Origin of the sequence: Chitinophaga varians (genome assembly GCF_012641275.1) — a bacterium.
GTDB lineage: Bacteria > Bacteroidota > Bacteroidia > Chitinophagales > Chitinophagaceae > Chitinophaga > Chitinophaga varians_A.
The window spans coordinates 2,094,809-2,115,993 of sequence record NZ_JABAIA010000002.1 but is presented as its reverse complement, the minus strand read 5'-3'; the positions used below and the strand labels follow the sequence as shown (position 1 = coordinate 2,115,993).

23 protein-coding genes are annotated in these 21,185 nt (G+C 50.8%); 10 read left to right on the top strand and 13 right to left on the bottom strand.

Going from position 1 to position 21,185, the window contains the following annotated elements:
- The first annotated feature begins 132 nt into the window (after nucleotides 1-132).
- Nucleotides 133-2,544: a TonB-dependent receptor gene (locus HGH92_RS23280; protein WP_247655001.1), complete on the top strand. Its 2,412-nt coding sequence runs from the start codon at nucleotides 133-135 to the stop codon at nucleotides 2,542-2,544.
- 51 nt (nucleotides 2,545-2,595) lie between these two features.
- Here the strand turns inward: HGH92_RS23280 and HGH92_RS23275 are convergent, their stop codons facing one another.
- Nucleotides 2,596-2,967, bottom strand: coding sequence for a DUF4260 domain-containing protein (locus HGH92_RS23275; RefSeq protein WP_168873129.1), 372 nt, complete (start codon nucleotides 2,965-2,967; stop codon nucleotides 2,596-2,598).
- Nucleotides 2,968-3,019: 52 nt separating this feature from the next.
- On the opposite strand from HGH92_RS23275, the gene HGH92_RS23270 reads away from it, so the two are divergent.
- Entirely contained in the window at nucleotides 3,020-3,745 is a 726-nt protein-coding gene (locus HGH92_RS23270; RefSeq protein ID WP_247655000.1) for a DUF92 domain-containing protein, read from the top strand.
- A 34-nt stretch (nucleotides 3,746-3,779) separates the two neighbouring features.
- Here HGH92_RS23270 and HGH92_RS23265 read toward each other — a convergent pair whose 3' ends face one another.
- Nucleotides 3,780-4,862: a Gfo/Idh/MocA family protein gene (locus HGH92_RS23265; protein ID WP_168873128.1), complete on the bottom strand. Its 1,083-nt coding sequence runs from the start codon at nucleotides 4,860-4,862 to the stop codon at nucleotides 3,780-3,782.
- A 123-nt stretch (nucleotides 4,863-4,985) separates the two neighbouring features.
- Here HGH92_RS23265 and HGH92_RS23260 point away from each other — a divergent pair, with 123 nt between their 5' ends.
- The gene (locus tag HGH92_RS23260; RefSeq protein ID WP_410493982.1) at nucleotides 4,986-5,411 is read left to right on the top strand and encodes a secondary thiamine-phosphate synthase enzyme YjbQ; all 426 of its coding nucleotides are present in this window, start codon (nucleotides 4,986-4,988) and stop codon (nucleotides 5,409-5,411) included.
- Nucleotides 5,412-5,415: 4 nt separating this feature from the next.
- Here the strand turns inward: HGH92_RS23260 and HGH92_RS23255 are convergent, their stop codons facing one another.
- From HGH92_RS23255 to HGH92_RS23245, 3 genes are all read right to left on the bottom strand, one after another.
- Nucleotides 5,416-5,916: an SRPBCC family protein gene (locus HGH92_RS23255; RefSeq protein WP_168873126.1), complete on the bottom strand. Its 501-nt coding sequence runs from the start codon at nucleotides 5,914-5,916 to the stop codon at nucleotides 5,416-5,418.
- Nucleotides 5,917-6,009: 93 nt separating this feature from the next.
- A complete protein-coding gene (locus HGH92_RS23250) occupies nucleotides 6,010-6,453 on the bottom strand; it encodes a hypothetical protein (RefSeq protein WP_168873125.1) in 444 nt (147 codons plus the stop codon).
- Nucleotides 6,454-6,522: 69 nt separating this feature from the next.
- Nucleotides 6,523-7,302, bottom strand: a complete 780-nt coding sequence (locus HGH92_RS23245) for an alpha/beta fold hydrolase (protein WP_168873124.1) — start codon at nucleotides 7,300-7,302, stop codon at nucleotides 6,523-6,525.
- A gap of 83 nt (nucleotides 7,303-7,385) precedes the next feature.
- On the opposite strand from HGH92_RS23245, the gene HGH92_RS23240 reads away from it, so the two are divergent.
- A complete protein-coding gene (locus HGH92_RS23240; protein WP_168873123.1) occupies nucleotides 7,386-7,769 on the top strand; it encodes a winged helix-turn-helix transcriptional regulator in 384 nt (127 codons plus the stop codon).
- A 3-nt stretch (nucleotides 7,770-7,772) separates the two neighbouring features.
- On the opposite strand, the gene HGH92_RS23235 is transcribed toward HGH92_RS23240, so the two are convergent.
- Together HGH92_RS23235 and HGH92_RS23230 are read right to left on the bottom strand one after the other, a co-directional pair.
- On the bottom strand, nucleotides 7,773-8,087 hold the full coding sequence (locus HGH92_RS23235; RefSeq protein ID WP_168873122.1) for a hypothetical protein: 315 nt from the start codon (nucleotides 8,085-8,087) through the stop codon (nucleotides 7,773-7,775).
- A 75-nt stretch (nucleotides 8,088-8,162) separates the two neighbouring features.
- Nucleotides 8,163-9,152 carry a sigma-54 interaction domain-containing protein gene (locus tag HGH92_RS23230; protein ID WP_168873121.1) on the bottom strand — a complete coding sequence of 330 codons (990 nt, stop codon included), beginning with the start codon at nucleotides 9,150-9,152 and terminating at the stop codon, nucleotides 8,163-8,165.
- A 465-nt stretch (nucleotides 9,153-9,617) separates the two neighbouring features.
- On the opposite strand from HGH92_RS23230, the gene HGH92_RS23225 reads away from it, so the two are divergent.
- Nucleotides 9,618-10,649 carry a GNAT family N-acetyltransferase gene (locus HGH92_RS23225; RefSeq protein WP_168873120.1) on the top strand — a complete coding sequence of 344 codons (1,032 nt, stop codon included), beginning with the start codon at nucleotides 9,618-9,620 and terminating at the stop codon, nucleotides 10,647-10,649.
- A gap of 52 nt (nucleotides 10,650-10,701) precedes the next feature.
- Nucleotides 10,702-11,136: a hypothetical protein gene (locus HGH92_RS23220; protein ID WP_211092698.1), complete on the top strand. Its 435-nt coding sequence runs from the start codon at nucleotides 10,702-10,704 to the stop codon at nucleotides 11,134-11,136.
- Nucleotides 11,137-11,185: 49 nt separating this feature from the next.
- Here the strand turns inward: HGH92_RS23220 and HGH92_RS23215 are convergent, their stop codons facing one another.
- Nucleotides 11,186-11,617: an acetyltransferase gene (locus HGH92_RS23215; protein ID WP_168873119.1), complete on the bottom strand. Its 432-nt coding sequence runs from the start codon at nucleotides 11,615-11,617 to the stop codon at nucleotides 11,186-11,188.
- 118 nt (nucleotides 11,618-11,735) lie between these two features.
- Between HGH92_RS23215 and HGH92_RS23210 the strand changes: the two genes are divergently transcribed.
- A complete protein-coding gene (locus HGH92_RS23210) occupies nucleotides 11,736-12,374 on the top strand; it encodes a transposase (RefSeq protein ID WP_168873118.1) in 639 nt (212 codons plus the stop codon).
- Nucleotides 12,375-12,482: 108 nt separating this feature from the next.
- Here HGH92_RS23210 and HGH92_RS23205 read toward each other — a convergent pair whose 3' ends face one another.
- Nucleotides 12,483-14,120: an FAD-dependent monooxygenase gene (locus tag HGH92_RS23205; protein ID WP_168873117.1), complete on the bottom strand. Its 1,638-nt coding sequence runs from the start codon at nucleotides 14,118-14,120 to the stop codon at nucleotides 12,483-12,485.
- Between the two features lie 101 nt (nucleotides 14,121-14,221).
- Between HGH92_RS23205 and HGH92_RS23200 the strand changes: the two genes are divergently transcribed.
- Nucleotides 14,222-15,187, top strand: a complete 966-nt coding sequence (locus HGH92_RS23200) for a helix-turn-helix domain-containing protein (RefSeq protein ID WP_168873116.1) — start codon at nucleotides 14,222-14,224, stop codon at nucleotides 15,185-15,187.
- A gap of 156 nt (nucleotides 15,188-15,343) precedes the next feature.
- Here the strand turns inward: HGH92_RS23200 and HGH92_RS33630 are convergent, their stop codons facing one another.
- Nucleotides 15,344-16,378 carry an ATP-binding protein gene (locus HGH92_RS33630; RefSeq protein ID WP_211092697.1) on the bottom strand — a complete coding sequence of 345 codons (1,035 nt, stop codon included), beginning with the start codon at nucleotides 16,376-16,378 and terminating at the stop codon, nucleotides 15,344-15,346.
- Nucleotides 16,379-16,571: 193 nt separating this feature from the next.
- Between HGH92_RS33630 and HGH92_RS23190 the strand changes: the two genes are divergently transcribed.
- Nucleotides 16,572-17,240, top strand: coding sequence for a dihydrofolate reductase family protein (locus HGH92_RS23190; protein ID WP_168873115.1), 669 nt, complete (start codon nucleotides 16,572-16,574; stop codon nucleotides 17,238-17,240).
- On the opposite strand, the gene HGH92_RS23185 is transcribed toward HGH92_RS23190, so the two are convergent.
- From HGH92_RS23185 to HGH92_RS23175, 3 genes are all read right to left on the bottom strand, one after another.
- A complete protein-coding gene (locus HGH92_RS23185) occupies nucleotides 17,235-18,167 on the bottom strand; it encodes a helix-turn-helix domain-containing protein (protein ID WP_168873114.1) in 933 nt (310 codons plus the stop codon). The genes HGH92_RS23190 and HGH92_RS23185 overlap by 6 nt on opposite strands.
- A 24-nt stretch (nucleotides 18,168-18,191) precedes the next feature.
- Entirely contained in the window at nucleotides 18,192-19,271 is a 1,080-nt protein-coding gene (locus tag HGH92_RS23180; protein ID WP_168873113.1) for an aldo/keto reductase, read from the bottom strand.
- Between the two features lie 124 nt (nucleotides 19,272-19,395).
- Nucleotides 19,396-19,863, bottom strand: a complete 468-nt coding sequence (locus HGH92_RS23175; RefSeq protein WP_168873112.1) for a DinB family protein — start codon at nucleotides 19,861-19,863, stop codon at nucleotides 19,396-19,398.
- An 88-nt stretch (nucleotides 19,864-19,951) separates the two neighbouring features.
- On the opposite strand from HGH92_RS23175, the gene HGH92_RS23170 reads away from it, so the two are divergent.
- Nucleotides 19,952-21,031, top strand: a complete 1,080-nt coding sequence (locus HGH92_RS23170) for an acyltransferase family protein (RefSeq protein ID WP_211092696.1) — start codon at nucleotides 19,952-19,954, stop codon at nucleotides 21,029-21,031.
- Nucleotides 21,032-21,185: the final 154 nt, after the last annotated feature.

Here is a 21,185-nt window from a genome sequence, read left to right as displayed (position 1 = left end):
TAAACTTTTTTCCCGATTTGATGGTGCAACTTCTTTTTGCTGATAGAATTTTGCGCCCGGGATTGTCATTTAGCATCTTTAGATCAATATTATAGCACAGCAATGGTCAAAAAATTATCAGCATTATTGATAATGCTTGTTAGCATAACAGCCGGTGTAAGCGCGCAGAGCGGCACCGGTGGCATTAAAGGGAATATTGTCACCAGTGAAGGAGAAGCAGCAGCTTTCGTGAGCGTACGCATAGAACAACACAGCCGGGGCACTGTTACCGACGGTAAGGGCGACTTCGCTTTCCGTCGCCTCGATCCGGGAAAATATATATTACAGGTGTCCCTGCTGGGCTACGAACCGATGGCAGAGACAGTAACGGTAACGGCTAACCAGACGGCCACCGTGCATTTGAAGCTGCAGGTATCTAAAACACAGCTGTCGGAAGTAACGGTGACAGGCGGACAGAACAAACTGGCCAACAAGGAAAGTGATTATATCGCGCGCCTGCCCATCAAAAACCTGGAAAATCCGCAGGTATATAACGTAGTAGGCAAGGAACTGCTGAAAGAACAGGTTGTCAGCAACTTCGACGACGCGCTGAGAAATGCGCCCGGCGTAACCCGGCTGTGGTCCTCTACCGGCCGTGGCGGCGATGGTGCAGGTTACTTCACCATGCGTGGCTTTGCCGTGCAGCCTACCATGGTCAACGGTATCGCCGGCATCTCCAACGGTAGCCCCGATCCGGCAGACATAGAACGGATCGAGACCATCAAAGGCCCGTCCGGCACCCTGTTTGGCAGCAGCCTCATTTCCTTCGGCGGTCTGATCAACATCGTCACTAAAAAACCGTACGACGCATTCGGCGGCGAAATCAGCTACACCGGCGGTACCTATGGCCTTAACCGCGTAACGGCCGATATCAATACGCCGCTGAACAAAGACAAATCCGCTGTCCTGCGCACCAATGCGGCCTATCATTCCGAAGGCAGCTACCAGGACGCAGGCTTCAAACGCTCCTGGTTCCTGGCCCCCAGCCTCTCCTACCGCGTGAACGACCGCCTGTCTTTCCTCATCAACACGGAATTCTACAGCGGCGAAAGCACCAATCCCACCATGGTGTTCCTGAACCGTCGCCGCCAGCTGATTGCCAGAACGCCGGACCAGCTGGGCATCGACTTCAACCGGTCTTTCACCAGCAATGATATCACCATGAAAACGCCGTCCGTGAACCTTTTCGGTCAGGCCAACTATCAACTGTCCGATAAATGGACTTCGCAGACCACCATCTCCAGGAGCACCCGCCGCAGCAACGGCTACTACTCTTACGTGATGTTCCTCGATCAGGGCGATGCTTCCGTACAGAAACCCAACGATACGCTGCTGAGCCGCTACGTAACAAATCAAAACTCCACCACCACTGCTACCGACGTTCAACAGAATTTCATCGGTGACTTTAAAATCGGCGGCCTGCGCAACCGGCTCGTAGCGGGACTGGATTTCCTGAGCCAGTACACCGAAAACAACAATTCACCTTACCTGCTCTTTGACCTGGTAAATGCCGTGAACCCGAAAGACCCACGTTACTCCCAGCTGAACAAAGCCGCTGTAGACGCCCGTCTGGCACAGGTAAAAGACGGTCAGGTGAAAAATGCCACCACCGACTATACTTACAGCGCCTACGTATCAGACGTGCTGAATATCACTGATCAGCTGATAGCCATGGCCAGCTTACGCGTAGACCATTTCGTCACCAAACCCACCAAAGACTACGTGACCGGCGAGAAAGGCAACGATGATTTCAGTCAGACCTCCGTCTCCCCGAAATTTGGTTTGATATACCAGGTGGTAAAAGATAAAGTGAGCCTGTTTGCCAACTATATGAACGGCTTTAAAAATTCAGCACCAGTGACACAGTCGCTGCCCGAATACAGCGGCGTACTGAAACCGCAACAGGCCAACCAGTTTGAAGGCGGGGTGAAACTGAATGTGCTCAACAACAAACTGAGCATGAGCGCCAGCTACTATAATATTCTCGTTACCAACATGACGCGCAGCATTGACGTGGAAAAAAACGGCAACCTTTACAATGTGACGATCCAGGATGGCTCCCAGCGCAGCAAAGGCGTGGAACTGGACCTGATCGCCAACCCGTTGCCCGGATTAAACATTGTGGCCGGATATGGTTACAATGACAGTAAAATGGTGAAATCAGATTCGAGCGTGTTAGACCGCCGTCCAACCAGCGCAGGCCCTGAGCATGTGGCCAACTGGTGGGTGAGCTACACCGCTACCAGCGGTAAATTGCATGGCCTTGGCCTCGGCTTCGGTGGCAACTACGGCAGCGAAAACATGATCACCAATTCCAAAGCCACCGGTGTGTTCACGCTGCCTTCCTATGTAGTGCTGAATGCAGGTGTTTTCTATCAGGTAAATGCTTACCGCATTGCGTTGAAACTTGACAACCTTACTGACAAGGCATATTACAGCGGATGGACTACCGTGGAAAGAATGATGCCCCGTCGCTTCTCTGCCAGTGTGGCGTTTAAATTCTAAACCTTACAATCAATTTCATAAAAAAGGCGGTGTGTTTCCACACCGCCTTTTTTATGCAGTTCGTTTTGCCTTCGGGCCTATTTCACCCAGATGGGTGTCTTTGAAAGCGGTGAGATATTTCAGGCCATAACCGAAAACCCTGTCCATACAGGAGTGGGCAAACAGGATGATACCGGTGAAGGCGAGCCAGTCCAGTGCCAGCGCATGGCCGGCTAAATATACCAGTATGGCGATGCCTTTGTGGTGAACAAAGTTGTACACCCAGGCGCCCACTTTGTTTCCTGCGGCATAACCCAGCATGCTGAGATCAGGCAGCAGCAGGCATAGCGGGAAGAGCCACCAGGCATAGGGAGACTGTACATTAAAGAGTACCACGGCGGCCAGGAACATGGCAATTTCTTCGAGATTCAACAATGTTTTCATATAAAATTTTCAGACAGCAAAAGTAATTAATTAGTTTTGCTGACCTCGATTTATGAATACGATGTTTCAGTATTACGGCCTCTTTATTTTCTTACTGGCAAGCTTTATAGTGGTCTGTGTCCGGACCGGCAAGCTGTCTGTCCCGGCAGCAATGGCGGCGGGCCTTACCGGACTGGTGGTCTTCGCCGGGGCGGGATATTCCGGTATTGCGCAGCTGGGAACATTCTTTGTATTGGGCACACTGGCCACCTCGCATAAAAAAAATATCAAAGCAGCTATTACTGCTGACGGCGCACATCCTGAAAAGCGGAAGGCCGGGCAGGTATTTGCCAATGGTGGCGCCGCCGCCCTGATGGCCCTGATGATGCTTACAGACCCGGAGCATGAGGGGTTGTATGAGCTGATGCTGGCAGGCAGCCTGGCATCTGCCACCGCTGATACTTTATCGTCTGAACTGGGCACCGTTTATGGCCGCCGTTTTTTTAATATTCTTACTTTCAGAAAAGAGCCCAAAGGGCTGGATGGCGTTGTGAGCCTGGAAGGCACGCTGCTGGGGGCTGCAGGCGCTGCGGTTATTGCCGTCGTATATGCGTTGGCGGAAGGGTTCGACCAGCGTATAGCCTTTATCGTAGTAGCCGGCATATTAGGCAACCTGGTGGATTCTGTATTGGGAGCTGCGCTGGAGCGTAAGCACTACATCGGCAATGATGCCGTGAATTTTGCCAACACGCTGTTTGCCGCTTTGGTGGCCGGTGTGTGCGGCTGGTTATGGCTGTAAAGAAAAGCCCGCCCGAAGGCGGGCCCGTATTGGTTTATAACGTTACAATTTTTCCGGTACGAACGGATTCATCGCAGGCGAAGGCGATACGCAGACTGTTCACCGCGTCCTGCACATGGTCCGTCAGATCAATATTTTCACGGACAGCCTTCAGGAAATAACGCTGTTCCCTGTTACACAGCTCCTGGTGGTCCGGCTCATCCTGCATGTTAATCCAGGTATCTTCTTTTGCAAACTCCCCTTTTTCATTCAGCACAGCATGGTGCAGCCGCAGGGACTCTGTTTTCGTATGTGCCTCGATGTTATCTGAGTTGCCGGTGCTGCCGGATTCTTTGGCAACGATAGACACGCAGCCCTGCGGGCCGATCACGTCTTTCACAAAGAAAGCCGTTTCGCTGATCATTGGTCCCCATCCTGCCTCGTACCACCCTACAGAACCGTCTTCAAAGCGGATCTGCAACTGGCCGTAGTTGTAGTTGTCTGCCGGGATGTCATTGGACAGCCGTGCGCCGATAGCGCTCACCTGTACCGGTTTGGAACGGGTCATCTGGCACATCACATCGATATAGTGAACGCCACAATCTACAATAGGGCTCAGGCTTTGCAGCAGGTTGCGGTGTACGCCCCATTTGCTGCCGGAGCTCTGCTGATTGAGGTTCATGCGCATCACCAGCGGTTTGCCCAGCTGGTGTGCTATTTCCACGAAACGTTCCCACGAAGGATGATGCCGCAGGATATAACCCACCACCAGCTTTTTGCCTGCCTTCTGTGCAGCTGCGGCCACCCGTTCAGCGCCGGCCACGGAATCTGCCAGTGGTTTTTCTATAAATACATGACAGCCACTTTCCAGCGCCTTGATCGCATAACTTTCATGCGTATCAGGATAGGTGGAGATGCAGACAGCATCCGGCCGCGTGGCCGCCAGCGCTTCCTCGTAGTTGCTGTACAGCGTATAACCGCCGCCCAGTTTATCATTTAATACCTGCTTGCTGGAGCCTGTAGATACAATACCACAGATATCAAATCCTTCCAGGGTATGGTAGGCCACCGCATGAGACGTGCCCATATTGCCACAGCCCACTACGAGTACCCGTAAAGGTTGTACGTTTTCCGCCATGAGTAAATTTCCGGTTTAGTTTTTCATCAATCCCGGTAAGATACAGTGCAATGCAGTGATTTACAAGCAGAATTTTATGCAGTACAGAAATCTTACTTTTGCAGAAAATACAGCAGCATGGAAATTTTTCAGCAGGCATTGCGTTTAAAAGCCCGTCCCAGGGGGTTTCACCTGATCACGCACGAAGTGTTGCAGGCCTTTCCGCAGATAGGCACGTTGCAGTCCGGTATGTTGCAGGTATTTATCCAGCACACGTCTGCCGGGCTGACGATCAACGAAAATGCAGACCCTACTGTGCGTATAGATTTTGAAACGTATTTTAATAAAGCTGTTCCGGAGAATGATCCGGACTATGAACATAATGACGAAGGGCCGGACGATATGCCCGCACACCTGAAATCTTCGCTGCTGGGTTGTTCTGTGATGGTCCCCATCCACAACGGCAGGCTGGCGCTGGGCACATGGCAGGGCATTTACCTGTGCGAACACAGGGACTATGGCGGGCCCCGCAACCTGGTGCTGACCGCCTGGGGCAAACCGATGCCCTGATAAATTATTTACCCGTCGGGAAACGGTCCCCCACGAGGTTCAGCTCCAGCTGATGTTCGAGGTAAGCCTTCAATCCGGCCAACACCCAACAGAAGCCACCGTTGGAGTCAAGTGCTTTCTGGCATACAGTGGCCGCGTCACCGGAGAATCCATCGTTCACTACCTCTACAAAAGTGGCGTTGTCTCCATGTGGCGTAAACGTCCATACCACGCGGGTGGCGTTCTCGCGGGTGCCGGGGTCTCCGGCTTTCATGTCGAAGCCGTCAAACCAGCGGACCTCTATCCTGCTGTTGGGCACGATGTCCACCGTCTGCACTGCGGAGGCCACATTGTACATTTCCCAGGACCAGATCACTTCTTTGCCTTTCTCCAGTTTGCCCGTGCTCCTGGTGAACCAAAAGTGAGTGGTGACAGCCGGATCAATAAACGCGTTAAACACTTCAGCGGCCGGTTTTCTGATCAGCATGCCGGTCTGTGCGACTGCTGGTTGAGATGTTGTTGCCATGAGCGTGGTTTTAATCAATAAAAAAATGCATAACCGTTCGGTTACAAATATAAATATAAAACCGAACGGTTACGCATTTTTTTTTAAGGGAGATTATTTAAAGTAGATGTCTACATAATCTACCACGTTATTGCCTTCACAGTTGTCCATTTCCTGGAGCCTCCAGTATTTTCTGGCGCCTTTGGACACGAAGTGGTAGGTACCGTTTTTTTCGCACACCTTGCCACCGTTGACATTGCTGTACTGCGTGCGGATAATGCCATTAAAGGTCAGTTCCTTTGGCGAGTCTACGGTAAGCGTTCCGTCGATGGTCACAAAATCACCGCTTTTGGCATCACGTTGTTCTCCCTTTACCGTATAGGTGCCGTCTTTTTGTTTTTTAATTATGACCTTTCCGGGGCGGTCCCAGCTGATCCATTGAAGGGTAAGATCATGCTTTCCTTCGCGGAGTGTATTGGCTGCCGGCTGTTGCGCATAGGAGGCATATCCTGTAAAAAGGGCGGCGGTCAACAGGCATGCGCCAAAAAATTTCTTCATAATAAGTACAATGTATTGGTTAAAAACAGTGTATCAAATATAAGCGCATTACGTCTTCCGCCAAAATCCCTAACGGCTTAACGACACCAGCAGGTTGGCCAGCTCTTTCGGCCGGGTGATCATGGCGTCATGGCCTGTTTTCATTTCGTAATATTTCCATTGGGGAGATTGCCGGGCCTTGTCTGCAAACTGGCGCAGCACTGGCAGCTGTGGCTGGGTACAGGCGATGTAGATCAATGGCAGGCCATTCCCGTATGGATGCTGTAACATCAGTGGTTGGGCAAAAGTGTGGTAAGGCTGTAAAGTAAGACGGCTGTCCACCCACTGCCGGTCTTTATGGTCGCTTACGCCAAACAGGCTGGAAGGCCGTACTGACAAGCTACGCATGCCATGTTGCGAAGCATCTTTCTCAAACTCTTTCCGGACCTGTTCCGGATGTACTGATATGCAGCTCTCCCCGTTCTCTGCCAGCACCGCGTCGAGGTAAACCAGTTTACTGATTCTTTCCGGGATACGGTCCGCCACCCCTGTAATCACCACGCCGGCGTAGCTGTGGCCTACCAGCACCACCTCATGAAGGTCCTCCATGTTGAGCAGGTTCACAATGTCCGTGATGTGAGTATTGAGATCAATGCTGTCATGCGGTTGATTGTTATGTTCACCCAGACCGCTGAGTGTGGGCGTATAGACGATATTACCGTCCGTCCTCAGCTTTTCACTTACCCTTTGCCAGCACCAACCGCCATGCCAGGCGCCGTGCACCAGTACATACACTTTGTGGGACTGTGCCATCAGGGACACCTGTACCAACAGGAATACAATGATTAATTTGACTAACTTTGACTGCATGAAATATAATTTTCTGCAATTTTAGACAGACCTATCATCATCAACAATAACTCACCCGGAAGTGAGTAAGCAAAACGTGACGTATGGCATCGAAAGTAAAGGGTAGTTCCACGAACGCCCATAATCTGAAAGCACTGGCATCGTACTGCGACGTAAATGAAACCCTGCTGAACATCAGCCAGCGCTGGAAAGTACAGATACTGCACAGTATATTCACCGGCCTGCAACATTTCAGTCAGCTGAAAAAGGCACACCCGTCTTTATCCGACCAGGTGCTGGGCAAAAGGCTCGGGGAACTGGTAGCGCAGGGACTTGTCAACAAAACATGCATCACCACCACTACGCCCGTACAAACCGAATACAGCATTACCTGCAAAGGGAAAGGATTGCTCACTGTTATTTTCGAGCTGCAGACCTGGAGCAAAAAGGACTGGGCCGCACAGCAGCTGCAGTGCTCATCACTTTAATGGTCAATGCAGGTACTGTAACGCAAAATTCTCCAGGAAAAACTGCATCATCTCTATCGCCTGCCGATGGTCATCCGCACAATGAATACGGCAGCAAATGATGTCGGAGTCATCATCATCTGTACAAAATTGTAGTGCAATCGTTTGCTCCCCCGCCAGGGAATAGTCAAACCAGCAATCATTTTCGAGGGAAGTATCGGTTAACCCATAAGACACTGCAGCTGTATCGGCATCATTAAAAGCATGGTGACAGATATGGGACAGTGCTGACAACAGCGCCGGCAGGTGATCTTTTCGAATCCAGTCAATAGCAATCATACGGCAACGGGTATATTTACCCGGTAAATATACAGCTGTAGCAGGTTATTATTTTGGGAGAAAAGAGCTTTGGTGTTAGTTGTTGTGGACATGTTCTCTGGTGATGCCCAGTTTTTTCATTCTTGCTTCCAGGGTAGTGGGCTTTATCTGTAGAATGGCCGCAGCGCCGTTTTCTCCGCGGATACGTCCATTGCAGTGCTTCATTACACGAATAATCAGTTGTCTTTCCGCTTCTGCCAGACTGGTGAGAGGCGGGCTGGAATCGGTGTTCCTGGCGTTCTCCGGCGGGGGCAGTTCCACACAGATCACCGGCGCATTGCCGATGATCACCGCTCTTTCCACGAGGTGTTGCAGTTCCCGGATATTGCCAGGCCAGTGGTAGTTCATCATAGCATCCAGGGAGCGCTGGTTGATAGCGGCCATAGGCTTGCGGAAATGTCGGGCAGCTTTTTCCACAAAATATTTCGCAAGCAGGGGGATGTCTTCTTTCCGCTCGCGCAGCGGCGGCAAATGTATGGGAAATACATGGAGGCGATAATATAAATCGTAGCGAAAGCGGCCTGCCTGGCACTCCGCTTCCAGTATACGATTGGTGGCAGCGATGACCCGCACGTCTGTTTTGACGGTTGCGCCACCAATTCGTTCCACTTCTTTTTCCTGCAGCACCCGTAACAGTTTCGGCTGCTGTTCCAGGGGCAGCTCTCCTATTTCATCGAGGAAAATAGTGCTTTGGTGTGCCTGTTCGAACTTACCGGTGCGGCGTTGCAGTGCGCCGGTAAACGCGCCTTTTTCATGGCCAAACAATTCGGATTCTATCAGTTGCAGCGGCAGCGCAGCGCAGTTTACCTTCACCATCGGACGCGCCCGGAGGGCTGATAATTCATGAATGGCCTGCGCTACCACTTCCTTGCCCGTACCGGTTTCACCGGTTAGCAATACCGTGGCGTCGGTGGCGGCCACCTGCCGTACCTGCTGTACCACAGCCTGCAAAGCAGGCCCCCCTATCAATGGTCCGTATGACGTTGATAAATACGTAGCGTCATGTTCTGACTGTTCACTTTTCATTTACTATCGGGTCAATGAGTTGCCGGGACAACTCCGGTTAACAATCTCCAATATTTCGTATATCCATTTGGGTAACTCCAAAATATTGGACGGGAGCATAGACCAACATCCTTTATAAAGAACTGGTTAACAATAACTTACTCACATGGCATAGTCATTGAATTCCGGATGGAAAATTTTTAACCCGGAAAAAATTACAGAAGGTGTGTAATACAAACTGAAGCCCAAACAGCACATACAAAAAATAATAGCAGATTTCAGCGATAGTAACAGGTAAAGATTTTTTACATCAATAGCAGGCTGGATTACACAAAAAAGATACCAGTTGGTCTCTGCAGGGATGCTATGCGCCTATGCCAAAGCCTGTACGAACTTCTTTCCTGTTACGCCAAATATCCTGTCGTCTATGGCCTCACCGGCCAACACATAACCATCAAATCTATATGTTCAAAAACCTCATTTGTTATGCCTTACTTTACAGTTGACATCTCGGAACAGGAACAATGGGACCAGCTCATTCATGCAGCGCACAGCTACGATTTTCACCACACCTGGTATTATCATCAATTGTCAGCGGGAGACAGCCATCCATTTATTTTTGTATTTGAACAGGCGGGGCATTTTGTGGCAGTGCCGCTGCTGAAGCGGAACATAGAAGACACGAATTATTTCGATTGCACTTCCGTGTATGGCTACGCAGGACCTGTTTCCAATCTGGATTTCAGCGACATACCATCATCGTTGATGCAGCAATTTTTGCAGACCTTCCTTCATTTTCTGAAAAAAGAGAAGATCGTGAGCGTGTTCACACGGCTGCACCCGTTGATTCACCAGCACTTTCGGCCCGGCCAGACCGGCGGCCTGTATGACAACGGAAAAACAGTGACCATAGACCTTACACTGCCTGTGGCAGAACAGCGGCAGCAGTACCGCAAGGCTTTCCGTTCCAAGATCAACCAGCTGCGGAATAAAGGCTACAAGGTACGCCAGGGCATATACGAAGAAGATATTGCATCATTTGCAGCCATCTACCTGCAGAATATGCAGCGGCTGGGGGCTAATGCGAATTATCATTTTGATAAAAATTATTTCAGGCAGCTGTTACAGGCCACCTCGTTTCAAAGCAACATACTACTGGCATCTTTTGAAGGAAGGGACACCGCCGGCGTGTTCACTACCTGTTGCAACAACATTATGCAGCTGCACCTGGCAGCCACGCATGAAGATTTCATTCACGATTCCCCCATGCGCCTGCTGGTGGAAGAAGCCAGTATTTTCGGGCAGTCCAAACGCATGCAGCACCTGCACCTCGGCGGCGGCGTAGGCGGGCAACAGGATTCCCTGTTCCATTTTAAAGCAGGGTTCTCTGAACACTTCCTGGATTTCAAAACGTGGCGCCTGGTAGCCGATACAGCCACGTACAAAGCCCTGACGCTGAAAAAGGCGCCCACCATGCTCAGAACAGATCTGCCTTTTCCGGTTTACCGCTTTCTCTAGTTATAGTTGATAAAAAATTTTACCATATCTTTTTTTAAAACCTTCATGACTTATGCATTCCAACATCATTATAGCGATAGACTTTGACGGTACCTGCACCTATCACCGGTTTCCGATGATAGGGGAAGAAATTCCACACTGTATCCATGTGTTGCAGAGATTACAACAGCAAGGAGTGAAACTTGTCCTCAATACCATGCGCTCGGGAAAATATCTGAGAGATGCCGTGAAATGGCTTAATGGCAGGGGCATTACCCTGTACGGTGAAAACAGAAACCCGCTACAGCGCCGGTGGACCGGCAGTCCGAAAGTACAGGCTGATTACTACATCGATGACGCGGCACTGGGCTGCCCTGTGGAAGAAGACATCTTCGGAAGAGTATCTGTAAACTGGTATAAAATGGAAACCCTTTTGGAAGCGCGGCAGATACTCCCTGCTCGCGCCAGGGTCAAAGAAAAAGCCTGGCCACTTCAGCCAGCAAAGTAAGCATAGCTGTTCCTAAGTTAAAAAGCCTGCGATCACGCAGGCTTCTTTTTTACAATGTCATATGTAATACCGGGTAGGGTTTGCCCATAGCATCCTCTTCTGACCGGCCACTGACTTTAAAACCCATCCGCTCGTAAAAGCCCGCGGCCTGCCCGTTTTGTTCATTCACATCCACTTTACGAATGTTCAAATCAGTAATGGCATAGTTCACAAGATGCCTGCCTATCCCCTTTCCTCTTGCCGTATCATGCACAAACAACATCTCCAGGGAATCTTCGTGTACACCCAGGAAAGCCACCGGCATGCCTTTCTCATCCAACAACACATAGGTGTCCACCTGAGGGAAAAATGCGTCTGCCAGAAGTCCTTTGATGTGGTCAAAATCCTCCTCCTTTAAAAAATCATGGGTGGCCCTGACAGCAGACTCCCATATACGTACCATCTCCGGGTAATCTTCGGCGGTCGCTCTTCTTATCTTCATCTTCCAATGCTTTTAAAATCAATAATGAGTTTCTGTGTTTTGTACCAAATATCCAACGGTAAGTGTCATAAATGCCAAGTACCCCGATGGTAAATTTGTACTTCCTAATTCAAACAAAATGGATACAAACGTAATATTTTTCGGCATCATGGCAGCGCTGGGTTATATAGTGCTGCAATCTCTCTTCATCCTGGGCGTACGGGTGGCCGCAAAAGGCGCCGTGGAAAAACTGCCCAACGGAAAAGACAAGGACAGCGAAATGATCCTGTTTCCCATCTTTAAATACCTCACCCGCACAGCGCGGACAAAAATCTATTACATCGACGGGCAGTTCGAACTGCTGATACAAAAATTACGTGTGCTGATGCCGGAATCACCCTTACAGACGGAAGGTAACCACATCCTGCTTCCTTTGGGCGATGCCTCCCGCATTCCCGTGCTAAAAGAGCTTAACAACATCTTACCAAAGATCGATGGGAAAATACAGGTGGAGGCAGATGACCACGGCGTCCGGTTTTTTAAGATAGACGAGGTGTTTAAAGTCAATAAATACCTGCGCAAACCGGTCATCCAGTGCCCTATCTGCATGGCATCGTACTGGAGCGTGTTCAGCTACTGGATTCCTGTTATTTATTTCTACGGGTTTAGCTTCTGGGTATTATACGCCGGCGTGATCAATATCTGCGCGGTGGCCAGTATGAACTGGCTGCTCTGGATGCGCGGTTCCGCTTACGAATCACAAATCATGAAAGGATAATTACAAGTCCTGCAAACTATTGCGGACCTGATATTACCGGCACAGCTCCTCCATTTTCTTTGAGAAAGCCTGCCGGTAATATGTTTGTCCGGATTAATCTCCGTTCGTCTATGACAGCAGCTCCTTCAGTGGCAGCTGTGCACACGCCTTTACATTGCCTCTCCAGGCCATGAAGCCGTCCGGGCGTACCAGCAGGGCATCGCCGGGAGCGGCGCCGGTAGCTTCGGTCCACTGCGCCGCCAGGTCTCCATCTAACGGCAATACCTGTACGAATACACGATGCCCGTTCAGCATCTTCTGCCAGGGGGCGGTATCGCCATGAACAAAGAGCGTGAAACGTCCTTTCAGCATATCGAGGGTAGAGCGCTTACGTTCCTCATCCAGCCACAGATGCGGCACTCGTGTACCAGGGAGGCCATACAACACTTTGTCTGCCGGCAATGGCGGACATTGCGAAGGCACTGTTACCGGGTATTGATAGTCCGGAATACCGATCAGCGTGCGGATGTTTTGTGTCAGTGCTATTTCCGGCTGCTTAGTCTCTTCGCCTTCCTTCAAAGGCGCGGTTACCGCCCGCTGCATGATCTCCCTGTCTTTCAGGATGCCGCGTTCATCTGCCAGCATGGCCGAAGACATGGCATTGGACAGACCTATGGGCTGCCTTTCCGTGGTGTAGGTGTTCAGCAACGAAGGGGCTGCATGGCCTTTTAACACCGCGGCTATTTTCCAGGCCAGGTTCTGCGCGTCCTGGATGCCGGTATTGGCACCTTTGCCGCCGTATGGCGTCATTACATGCGCCGCATCGCCGGCCAGGAAGATACGGCCGCTTTGCATGGTGTCTGCCACGCGGACGGTCATCTCCCAGGGCAATACGCTCAGGATACGGATTTGCAGATCTGGCATGCCCAGCGCGGTATGCAGCAGATTGACCAGTCTTTCTTCCGTATAATCGGTCACCCGCTCCCCGTTTTCGGGATAGTACCGCAACTGATACACCCATCGGTCGCTGTTATTGATAGCGGTCACAAATCCGATAATGCCCGGCGTATCGATGATGCAGATACTGAACTCCCTGTTGAGCACCAGTTCAGCCATGTCCGCTTCAAAGTAAATGTTGAGGAAATCGGCCAGCACGCCCGGACCGGCAACGGGCAATTGCAGTTTTTGCCTGACGGGGCTGCCGGCGCCATCTGCCGCGATGAGATAGTCGGCTGTGACGGTAGTCGTCTCACCGGTTTCCCTGTTTTGCAATACCGCAGTTACGCCACTATCATCCTGAGAAAAAGAAATCATCTCGGTATAAAACAACAGGGTGGCGCCCCGCTCTTCGGCAGCGGTCCGCAGTACGGGTTCTGCAAGGTCCTGTGTACAACGGGCACCGGATTCCGGCGTAAGCGCCGCCAGGCTCTCCAATCCTTTTAATTGACTGGGATAAGTAATAGGGCCTCCTTCCCGTGGTTTTAAACCCTTCAACGCTTCTGCCAGCGTATCGGCACGCAATACGCCCCAGGCCGGCCCCAGCGCCTTACCTGCTTCCCGCACGGCCTCGCCCACGCCCAGCTCCCGGAACAGCTCCATGGTGCGGATATCAAAACCCCTGGCCCTTGGATGGATAGAGGTGCTGCGGTGCCGTTCCACCAGCAACGGCCGGACACCCTGTTGTAAAAGAAATAATGCCGCCGAAAGACCGGTAATACCACCACCGGCGATCAATACCGGCACATGCAGCTGATGTTGTGTTGTCATGAAAAAATGTTTTTACAAAATTGCCGGTTGAGCCGTGGGGCCGGGTGCATAAAACGGATAAATAAGTACCATTTTTGTAACCGTTTCATGCTACATTTGTCATGATGCAATCATCCGCTAACCATACCGCCGCTTTCAGAGACGCTTTCCTGATACCACAGGGAGAAGTACACCAGTACCGGTTGCCGATGCCCGACATTGATGGCAGCGGCAGGTTTGTCCTCTGTGAGGATATGGCCATTGCAGATGGCAGCGTGGTGGCCGGACCACCGGAATTTTCGTGGCAGCACTATAACGAAAAGACTTTTGTGGAGCTCAATTTTGTGATGGCAGGAAAGCTGTACCAAACCCACGAAGGGTTGATCTCCCGGCAGCTGTTAACACAGGGATATGCCAATATCCTGTTCAACCCCTGCTCCTGGGAAAAAAATGAACTGGCCGACGCCAAAGGTTTCCGTAACCTGGGCGTGCATATTACCCCCGAACGGATGATAGCGCTGCTCAACAGCTATGCTCCGGAACTGCATCAGCTGACAGACAAAATAGCGAAGGGCACTCCTTTCGTCATACATTCACCTTCCGGCTATTTCGCGCCACGGTTGCAGCACACGCTGGACCATATATGGGAAAGCCCTCTTCCGCAAGGGCTGAAACGGCTGCATTTTGAAACACAGGTACTGCAGTTGTTCGCGTTGCAATGTGAGGCTTTGCTTTCCTCTTCCAGATCCGCCGCCACGAACCCGCTGCGTGCCGCCGACCGCGAACGCCTCCATCACGCCCGGCAATACCTGTTGGAACACCTGGCGTCTCCTCCTTCTTTGGCGGAGCTGTCACGCTTGTGCGGGCTGAATGAATTCAAGCTCAAAAAAGGATTCCGGCTGCTGTTCGGACAGAGCGTCTTCGGTTTCGTGAGCAACGAAAGACTGGAAGCCGCGCGGGAGCAGATACTGCAGGGAGAGCATAACATATCTGAGATCGCCTACGGCCTCGGCTATACGCATCCGCAACATTTCCACCGGGCGTTTAAAAAGAAGTTCGGCATTACGCCCATGGGGCTGCTCAAATAATGATAATGGATACTGACACAGTACAATATATTCTGAAATACTACCGTCATCTCATGGGCAGCAAAGAGAAGTGTAGCCCCTTTATGGCCCCTTCAAAGCCGTTTTGGCCCCTCTATGGCCCCTTTAAAGCCATTTTGGCCCCTTTCCATGACCCCTTTATCGTTTATACAAAAAGGTATAAAAAGTACCTTTACCAGTAGTGCCTGATTTTTGAATAAGTTCCATTCCGATTAATAATTGTAAATCTCTTGACGCCGTTCTTTTAGATATTGCGGCTAACTGTTGGTATTCTATATTACTGATACGGCCATGTTCCAAAATATAAAACATCACCATTTCTAACTTTTTACTTAGTCCCTGACTTGCAATAAATTCCCGGGTATATCTATTCTTATAAAACACAATACTAAACCCACCTTGTTCCTCTACCATCAATGGCTCCGGCAACCCAGCCTCCACACAGGCTTCCACAATTCTGTTAATGCCTCTTCCCCACGACTCAATATACCCGGCTTTGTAGAATATATTGGCGATATTTCTGTTTCTTGGGTAAGACGAGTGGTTCTCTTTTAATGCATCAATCTTGAGTTCTTCCGGGAGGCAGCCCGGGTTCCACAAGTGCAGGCGGTCGTCGAACACGCGGAGAAAGGTGTACGTGCTCGAATAGTCTCTGTGTATGATGGCATTGCAGATCGCCTCCCTGAGTGCTTCTTCCGGATACTCCAGCGGTTCCAGCCGCTGCAGCCCGCTATAGGAAACAGGACGGATCAGGTACTTCCGGTCCAGTAACTCTATCACGCTGTCGGCCATACTGAAAATGTTGGTTTCGATCATGTCATGAAACAGCAGATCCTGGTTTGACTTTCCAAACCTGCCGATCTTAAAGCTTGCGGTAATGGAAACCCGTCCCAGGTGCTTCCCAAACAATAATAGCGCCGCCTGTGAGAACTGTCCTGCGGGTGCCATCAGGCCCAGCTTTTTCAGCAAAGACAGGGTGTCCAATTTTAACGCCTCCGCCGGTATACGTTCTTTCATCCTGGCTTTCCGGAGAAAAGTATCAATCGTTTCCCGGTCAAAATCTGCTATCGTAACTCCTTCTACCGGCAATTCCTCCCATTTTTTACCACAGATCCATTTGAGATGTTCATCCCTCCAGGATGTTTTGTATTCGATATTTTGTTGTTCAGGCATAACAATATGGATAAGGCGCGAAAGTATGTTTTGCCATTCCGCTAAATCTCCTGTTCCCGTAAATCAGTCTGTATTAACAAATTTACCGGCCGTTGGACCACCCGACTGCCGTAATCTCACCCGTAAAAAGTCGCATTTACACAGCGTTCCCGTTAACTGCCGTTTGTACTTTTGTTGTACAAATCCAAACATTATGCGCAAGATCATCCTCGTTAATTTTATTACGTTAGATGGTGTTATACAGTCACCAGGGGGGCCGCAGGAAGATACCTCCGGCAATTTTCAATGGGGTGGCTGGGTAGCGCCTTTTGGAGATGATATGCTCCACAAGAAGCTGATGGCGGTGATGGAGCAGCCGTTCGACCTGCTGCTGGGCAGACGTACCTACGACATCTTTGCCGCCCACTGGCCTCATTATGATGATTTCGTCGGTAAAAAATTCAACGGTGCGGAAAAATTTGTCGTTTCCCATCACAACATTCCATTGCCCTGGGAACATACGACATTGATTACCGGCGATGTGGTGGCCCAACTTCAGGCACTGAAAAAAACGGATGGACCTGATTTGCAAGTCTATGGCAGCAGCGGGCTGGTGCAAACACTACTGAAACATCAATTGGTGGACATCGCACATTTGTGGCTCCATCCTGTCACTATCGGTTCCGGCAAGCGCCTGTTTGAAAATGGTACGCTGCCCGGTAGCTGGAAACTGACAGACGCCATTCCTACTTCCACCGGCGTGATCCTGATTACATACGAAGCGGCGGGAGCATTACAAACACGGGCTATTGATGCGAAACCGCCATCTGCAGCGGAACTGGAGAGAAGAAAAAAAGTGCAGGAAGAAAATGCCAAATCATAGGGTATCAGTTCCCGCTTTGAGGGATTGCCTGTAGGCCAGCGGAGACATACCTGTCTTACTCTTAAACAACCGGTTGAAAGACTGTGGTTGCTCAAAGCCCAGTTTGTACGCGATATCAGCCACGCTCCACTCGCCGGCGCCCAACAGGTCTTTGGCTATTTCCAATAATTTCCGGTGAATATGTTGTTGTGTGTTCAATCCGGTATTGGCCCGCAACAAATCGCTGAGATAATCGGGCGAAAAATGTAATTGCGCTGACACGTATTGCACGCTGGGTAATCCTGAATGGGAAGGTGCATCGCTGTCGAAGTACTGCAACAGTACGGTGTCCAGCCGGTTCAACAGTCCGTGGTCATCGTCGCGCTGTGCCGCAAACTGCCGGTGATAAAAACGGTTGCTGTAGTCGAGCAACAGCTCCAGCCCGGACACCAGCAGGTCCTGGCTGAAGCGGTCGGCCGGCGTGTCCAGCTCCATGCCTATCTGATCGAATATTTTCAGGACCACCGCCTTTTCTTTCTCTGTCAGATGTAATGCTTCAGACACGGCATACGAGAAAAAACCATATTGGCGGATTTTCTTCGCCAGCGAATGATGCCGGATAAGGTCAGGATGAAAAAAAATGATCACGCCTGAAAGGCTCTTTTCCGGAGAGGCGCCGGAGATCAGTTGCCCTGGCGCCATAAAACACAGCCCACCTTCTTTGAAATCGTAGTAGTGCTGGCCATAACGGACCATGCCGTTGGTTTTATGAATGAAAGAAACCTTGTAAAAATTGAGCATGATACGGGAAGAAAATTCACGCTGGAACTGCATCCCTTCGTAGCTGACATAACTGATCAACGGATGTTGCGGCGCCGGCAGTCCCAGTTCGTTGTGAAAAGAGGCGATATCCGGATATATCGCCGGTGATGGCATCGTTTTCTTCATGCCATAAAAATAAGACATATCACGTCAATAATGATCGTTCTCCTGCTGTGGCAGGATGGCGGGCAACACGGAGGCCTGTCCGTTGATCGTGGCGCCCCCCTGCGCTATATGCCGGGCGTTGGCCAGCAGGTTGTAGGGAAAAATGAGATCCGGCGCTGACAAGGCATCCAGTGCTGCAATCACCTGTGGAGAAAGAGTTACCGCCAACGCCTGCATGTTCTGCTGCAATTGTTCCGTTGTGCGTGCGCCGATGATAGTAGAGGTTACGCCTTCCCGTGCCATCACCCAGGCCAGCGCCACGGCCGATGCCGGTACGCGATAATCTGCCGCAACAGTGTTCAGCATGTCAATCACGTCATAGGCCTTTTCACTGACAGGTCCTGTAACCGTGCGTTTACTAAGGACCTCCCCCTTGTTCTGCCTGGTATATTTCCCCGAGAGAAGGCCCTGTTTCAGCGGAGACCATGGCATAACGCCCAGCTGCATTTCCCGGGCCATCGGTACCAGTTCCGCTTCCACCGTCCTTTCCAGCAGCGAGTATTCTATTTGCAGACCGATAAATGCAGGCCAGCCCCTGAAATGCGCTATGGTCTGCGCCTCCGCTATCTGCCATGCCGGCGTGTCTGACACACCGATATACCTGATTTTGCCCGACTGTACCAGGCTTTCCAATGTATAAAGCGTTTCTTCTGTTGGTGTGTGGGGATCGAAGGCATGCATCCAGTAGAGGTCTATATAATCTGTTTGCAGGCGGCGCAGCGATGCTTCGAGCGCCTGTACCATGGCTTTTCTGCCGGTACCGCCGCTGTTGGGGTCTCCGGGCCGCATGCTGCCAAAAAACTTGGTAGCGATCACCAGCCGGTCCCTGTTGACATTACTTTCTTTCAGATAATCCCCGATAATTTTTTCGGAATGCCCCCTGGTGTAGATATTGGCTGTGTCTATCATATTCCCGCCCTGTTCCAGGTAGGCCGTCAGTATTTCTTTGGATGTTTCCGGTGAAGCGCCGTAGTGCCAGTCCGTTCCGAATGTCATAGTGCCCAGTGTCAGCGGACTTACTTTCAGTCCCGACCGACCCAGCGTACGATAATGTGTCAATTCCATCTTTTCTTGCTTTGACACAAAAGTCCGTCAACCGTAAAACGGTAAAGTAGCCGGATCAGGGATTAATATCACCGGAAACAGGAATTGCGCTTATTTGTCTGTTCAACTGCCCTAAAGGAAAGGCTCATGCCTCTTTTATTATTTTTTTGATGACCACGATTTGCCCGAGATGATAATGCGTATGCTCGATGATGCCCGCCAGGTTGCGATACCAGGTGCCATATTTCCCATCCGTAAAATCTTCTGACAGCTGCTTTTCCGCCAGTCTTTCCACTAAACCGGCAAAGGACTCTGCCTGCACCAATGTTTTGTTCACCAGCCGCTGCCAGTCTTCTTCCGATGTAACAGGAGGCAGATCGAAGCTCAATTTATCACTGGCCTGTAACGGTTCTCCCTGGAGGACTTTCAGCACCGCATCTACGTAATAGTTGACATGAAACACCAGTACGGCGATAGTATTAAGGCCGTTTATCCGGGTAGTGGCCACCTGCCAGTCGACATCAGCGAGTGCATCCTTCAGGTTAACGGCAGTCCAGTTCCCTCCGAAATGCACATCACGGAAATGTTTGGCTATTTGCTGTACAGTGGTCATCTTTTTTCTAAAAGATACAAATAATTCCTATTTGTAGTTCCCGTACGTGGGTGTTATCTTGTGCGGATTCAATATGGAAACAGGAACAATGACCACAGCAGCCCGGGCACATACACCTACCGGCAAACAACATTATGCGATACTGGACGGACTGCGGGGCATAGCCGCCATCGTAGTGGTGATCTTCCACTTCATGGAAATAGTATATACCGACTATAGCAAAAACTTTGCGGGACACGGTTTTCTTGCAGTAGATTTTTTCTTCTGCCTGTCCGGCTTTGTGATTGCCTATGCCTATGACGACCGGATGCCGCACCTGCGCCTCCGCGATTTCTTCCGGACACGGCTGGTACGCCTTCATCCGCTGGTAGCGCTGGGCGCTGTACTGGGCCTGCTCACCTTTCTGTTTGACCCCCTGATGGCACCTCCTGCCGGCTACAGCTTCGGTAAAGTAACCATGTTGTTTATCACCACCCTGCTGCTGATCCCCTACCCGGTAATGCCGGAGCGCTTTTTTAACCTCTTCTGTATGAACGCCCCCGCCTGGTCTCTATGGTGGGAATATATCGCCAATATCTTTTACGCCCTGGTATTATGGCGCCTTCGCCGTAACACACTGCTCGTGCTGGGCCTCATAGCCGCAGCGCTACTGGGCATAGTAGCCTGGAAAGCCGGTAACCTGATGGGCGGCTGGAGCAAAGACACCTTCTGGCAGGGCGGCGCACGACTGTTTTATTCCTTTACCGCCGGCATGCTGGTCTACCGTTTCCGGCTGATCATCCCTAACCGACTCGGTTTCCCCGGCGTCACACTGTTATTGCTGCTGGCGCTGTTCATGCCTTATTTTCCGCACAACTGGCTGATGGAGCTGGTCATTGTGCTGTTTTATTTCCCGGCACTGGTGGCCCTCGGCGCCGGCGCACAGCTGGTACCCTGGCTGGAAAAACCCTGCACGTTCTCCGGAAAAATCTCCTACCCGCTATATATGACCCACTACGGCTTTATGTGGATCTTCGCGCATTATCTCGAGACATACAAACCGGATATGTCCACCCTGGCGGTGGTAATACCGGCTGGCGTGGTGGGCCTGATTACATTAGGCTGGGCAGCGATGGCAGGATACGACGAACCTGTCAGAAATTATCTGAAAAAACGGTCCCAGGGCTGAAGCCCTGGGCTACGATTAGATTTCTATTTCTTTCGCCGGAAAGGCTGATCAACATGGAGGCATTGGCTTTTTTGCCCGATGCCCCAAGGCTTTCAGCCCTGGGTTTTATGGATTTATTCGTTTGATTCGTTCGTTTGATCCACTCAACCCCGCT